The sequence below is a fragment of the Sphingobium sp. ba1 genome, assembly GCF_000743655.1.
GTDB lineage: Bacteria > Pseudomonadota > Alphaproteobacteria > Sphingomonadales > Sphingomonadaceae > Sphingobium.
The window spans coordinates 899,774-904,121 of the sequence record NZ_JPPQ01000069.1 but is presented as its reverse complement, the minus strand read 5'-3'; the positions used below and the strand labels follow the sequence as shown (position 1 = coordinate 904,121).

Genomic DNA, 4,348 nt, shown 5'->3' with positions numbered 1-4,348 from the left:
GTCCAGCCCCCGCATGATGTCGCCCGCCGTTGCCGTGCCGGGCAGGAAGGGGATTTTCGCCGCGATCGCTGCCTTGCCCAAGGGCTTGGTGAGGCCGGGACTAACGATGAAGCGCGCGCCCGCTTCCATCGCGGCATCGAGGTCGGCGGGGTTCAGCACCGTGCCCGCGCCAACGACGGCACCCTCGACCTTGCTCATCTCGCGGATCACATCCAGCGCAGCAGGGGTGCGCAGCGTCACTTCCAGCGCGGGCAGACCGCCCGCCACTAGCTCGCGCGCGATGGTGAGCGCATCTTCCACCCGATCGACCACCAACACCGGAATGACCGGGGCGAGTTCCATCACCTGTTCGACGGTCAACTTGCTCATTTCTTCATCTCCCTAAAGGCGGCGGCAGCCCCGAACAGGCCGATTTCATCATGGACGGCCAGGCGGATCGGCACGCTCGCCATCAGGCTTTCGAACCGGCCCTTGGCCTTGAAACGGGTATGGAAACCACTGTGCGGCAGGAAGTCGCGCATCCGCTGCGTCAGCCCGCCTGCCAGCACGACGGCATGGGGTCCGTGCGCCAGCGCCAGGTCGCCCGCGACCGACCCGTAGCACAGGCAAAAGCGTTCAAGCGCGGCGCGGGCGAAAGGATCAGTCCCATCAAGCGCGCTCTGCCACAATTCGGGGTCTTCCATCAGCATGACACGATCATGGCCGATCGTCGCCATCGCCTTGTAGATATAGTTGAGGCCTGGCCCCGACACGATCCGTTCGGTCGAGACGCGCAGGAATTTGTCGCGCAGGTAAGAGAGGATCTTCTCCTCCATATGATCAAGCGGCGCGAAGTCGAGATGCCCGCCTTCGGTCGCGATCACATGGGGATGCCCCTCATCATAGGCGATCATTGCGACGCCAAGGCCTGTGCCGGGGCCAAGGATCGTCACCCCGCCATCGCGCGGAAAGGGCCGGTCCTCGCCGAACATCAGGGGAAGATTCTCATCGGGCAGGCGAGATACGGCATGGGCCACGGCCTCGAAATCATTGACCAGCCGCACCTGGCTCACGCCCAGATCTTCGGCCAGCGTGTCGGCGCGGATCACCCAATTGCTGTTGGTCAGCTTGATGACATCGCGCCCGATCGCCGTGGCAAAGGCGATGGCGGCGGCGTCCGGCAGCGGCGTGGGGTCGGCCGCCGTCTCGTCATCGACGAAAGCCTGCCAGCAGGATTGCAGGCTCGGATAGTCGGCAACCTTATATTTGCGCACGGTGCCGAGCGTCGGCACGCCGCGGTCGTCGAGCGATGCACGGGCGAAGCGCGCATTGGTGCCGCCAATGTCGGCGGCGATGATGTCGGTCATGGTCAGGCCCCTCAAACATATTCTGGTCGTCATCCCCGCGAAAGCGGGGATTCATCTCCGGCCCTGGCCTTGGCCGCAACGCTGGGAGATGGGTTCCCGCCTTCGCGGGAATGACGGCGGTTAGTGGGTCAAAGCTCGGTTTCCATCGCGGCGAGCAGCGGCGACGCGCCTTGCTCCGCCAGATCGCTATGGTGGCGGAACAGGGCGAACAGCTCCCGGCCGGTATCGTAGGGCGCGGGCGGGGCAGGCGGCATATCGCGCGCGTCCCATTCCGCCGCATCGACCAGCGCCTCGATCACGCCCTGCTGCGCGCAGACCCGCACCATGTCGCCATCGCGCAGCTTGGCGATGGCGCCACCGCCCAGGGCTTCGGGTGACAGATGGATGGCGGCGGGCACCTTGCCGGACGCGCCGGACATGCGCCCGTCGGTCACCAGTGCGACCTTGAAACCGCGATCCTGCAACACGCCCAGCGCCGGGGTCAGTTTGTGCAGTTCGGGCATGCCGTTGGCTTTCGGCCCCTGGAAGCGGACGACGACGACGACATCCCGCTCCAGTTCGCCGGCCTTGAACGCGCGCAGCACGTCGTCCTGCGTATGGAAGACGGCGGCCGGGGCTTCGATCGTCCACAGCGCCGGATCGACCGCGCTGACCTTCATCACGCAGCGGCCCAGATTGCCCGCCAGCAGGCGCATGCCGCCATCCGCGCTGAACGGATTGGACACGGGCCGCAGCATATTTTCGTCGCGCGATACGGGTACGTCGCGCCATTGCAGCGCTTCATCCTCCAGCACCGGCTCCTTGCCATAATCGGTCAGATCGCCGCGCGCGACGGTCAGGATGTCACGGTGGAGCAGGCCATTGTCGAGCAGCTCGCGGATGATGAAGCTCATGCCGCCCGCCGCATGAAAATGGTTCACATCGCCCGATCCATTGGGATAGACCCGCGCCAGCAGCGGCACGACGTCCGATATCTCCGCAAAATCGGTCCAATCGATGCTGATGCCAGCGGCCCGCGCGATTGCGGGCAAGTGGATCGCATGATTGGTCGATCCGCCCGTCGCCATCAGGCCGATGATGGCGTTGACGATCGCTTTCTCGTCGACGCAATGGCCCAGCGGACGATAATCCTCGCCGTCCCACCCGATGCTGGTGAGCCGATGCGTGGCCGCACGGGTCAGTTCGCTGCGCAGCTTCGTGCCCGGATTGACGAAGGAGGCGCAGGGCATGTGCAGGCCCATCACTTCCATCATCATCTGGTTGGAGTTGGCCGTGCCATAGAAAGTGCAGGTGCCCGCGCCATGATAGCTGGCGCTTTCGGACTCCAGCAATTCGTCACGGCCGACTTTCCCTTCGGCATAAAGCTGCCGGATGCGGACTTTTTCCTTGTTGGCGAGGCCGGATGGCATCGGCCCGGCGGGAATGAGGATGGTCGGCAGATGGCCGAAACGCAGTGCGCCCATCAACAGCCCCGGCACGATTTTGTCGCAAATGCCGAGCAGCGCAACGCCCTCGAACATCGCATGGCTGAGCGACACGGCAGTCGACAGCGCAATGGTGTCGCGGCTGAACAGCGACAATTCCATGCCCGACTGGCCCTGCGTCACGCCATCGCACATGGCGGGCACGCCGCCTGCGACTTGCGCCGTGGCACCCACTTCGCGCGCGGCGATCTTGATCTGTTCAGGATAGCGGCCATAGGGCTGATGTGCCGAGAGCATGTCGTTATAGGCGGTGACGATACCGATATTCATCGCCTGGCCCGTGCGGATCGCTGGCTTGTCCTCGCCGCTGGCGGCAAAGCCGTGGGCCAGATTGCCGCAGGACAGTTGATCGCGATTGGTGCCCGCTTCGCGACCGCGCTCGATCAGGTCGAGATAGGCGCGCCGCCGCTTGGCACTACGCGCGACGATGCGCTCGGTCACCTTGGCGATTACGGGGTGCAGTTCACTCATGCCAGCTTGCTCCGTCACGTTCGATAAGGGCAATGGCCGATGACGGCCCCCAGTTCCCCGATGAATAGGCGGCGGGCTTCATATTTGCCTCCTTCCACCCGTCGATGATCGAATCGATCCAGGTCCATTGCGCCTCCACCTCGTCGCGGCGCACGAACAGGGTCTGATCGCCCGCCAGCAGGTCCAGGATCAGCCGTTCATAGGCGATGCGCCGACGCTGTCCGGCAAAGGCAGCGGTCAGCGACACGTCCAGCGTCACTTCGTCCAGCAACACCTGCCGTTCCAGTCCTGGCCTCTTCGACATGATGAGCAGGCGGATATATTCCTCCGGCTGCAACCGGATGATCAGCGTGTTCGGCTCCAGTCCGGTCCCATGCCCGTCGCGGCCGAAGATGGAGTGGCGCACCGGCTTGAACTGGATCATGATTTCGGACTGGCGCGCGGGCATCCGCTTGCCGGTGCGCAGGTAGAAGGGCACGCCCTGCCAGCGCCAATTGTCGATATGCGCCTTCAACGCCACGAAGGTTTCGGTGTCCGATGGCTGGCCCAGTTCGTCGGCATAGCCGGTTACGATCTGGCCACCGACCGCGCCCGGCGTATATTGGCCGCGCACACTATGCGTCTTGACCGTTTCCGCCGTCATCGGCCGCAACGACCGTAGTGCCTTCACCTTCTCGTCGCGCACGGCGGTCGGGTCCATCCGGGCGGGCGGCTCCATCGCGATGATCGACAGGATTTGCAGCATATGATTCTGCACCATGTCGCGCAGCGCGCCGACGCCGTCATAATAGGATACGCGGCCTTCCAGCCCCACGGTCTCGCCCACCGTGATCTGGACATGGTCGATCGCGGTGGCATTCCACAGCGGCTCGAACATGACATTGCCGAAGCGCAGCGCCAGCAGGTTCTGGACCGTTTCCTTGCCCAGATAATGGTCGACGCGGAAAATCTGCTCTTCGGCGAACATCGCCCCGATGCCGTCATTGACCTCCTTGGAGGAGGCCAGATCCTTGCCGATCGGCTTTTCCATCGCGATCCGCGTCAGCT

Annotated in this window: 4 protein-coding genes; all 4 read right to left on the bottom strand. The window is 64.3% G+C overall.

Features of this window, described 5'->3' with window-relative positions:
- Nucleotides 1-369, bottom strand: a 369-nt coding sequence (locus IL54_RS07430) for a 2-dehydro-3-deoxy-phosphogluconate aldolase (protein WP_037478061.1), incomplete at its 3' end; no start/stop codon positions are given.
- Nucleotides 366-1,346, bottom strand: coding sequence for a glucokinase (gene glk / locus IL54_RS07425; RefSeq protein WP_037474403.1), 981 nt, complete (start codon nucleotides 1,344-1,346; stop codon nucleotides 366-368). The genes IL54_RS07430 and glk, both read right to left, overlap by 4 nt.
- A gap of 128 nt (nucleotides 1,347-1,474) precedes the next feature.
- A complete protein-coding gene (gene edd, locus IL54_RS07420) occupies nucleotides 1,475-3,301 on the bottom strand; it encodes a phosphogluconate dehydratase (protein ID WP_037474401.1) in 1,827 nt (608 codons plus the stop codon).
- Nucleotides 3,294-4,348: glucose-6-phosphate dehydrogenase (gene zwf, locus IL54_RS07415; protein ID WP_081913025.1), on the bottom strand; the 1,055-nt coding region annotated here is incomplete at its 5' end. The genes edd and zwf, both read right to left, overlap by 8 nt.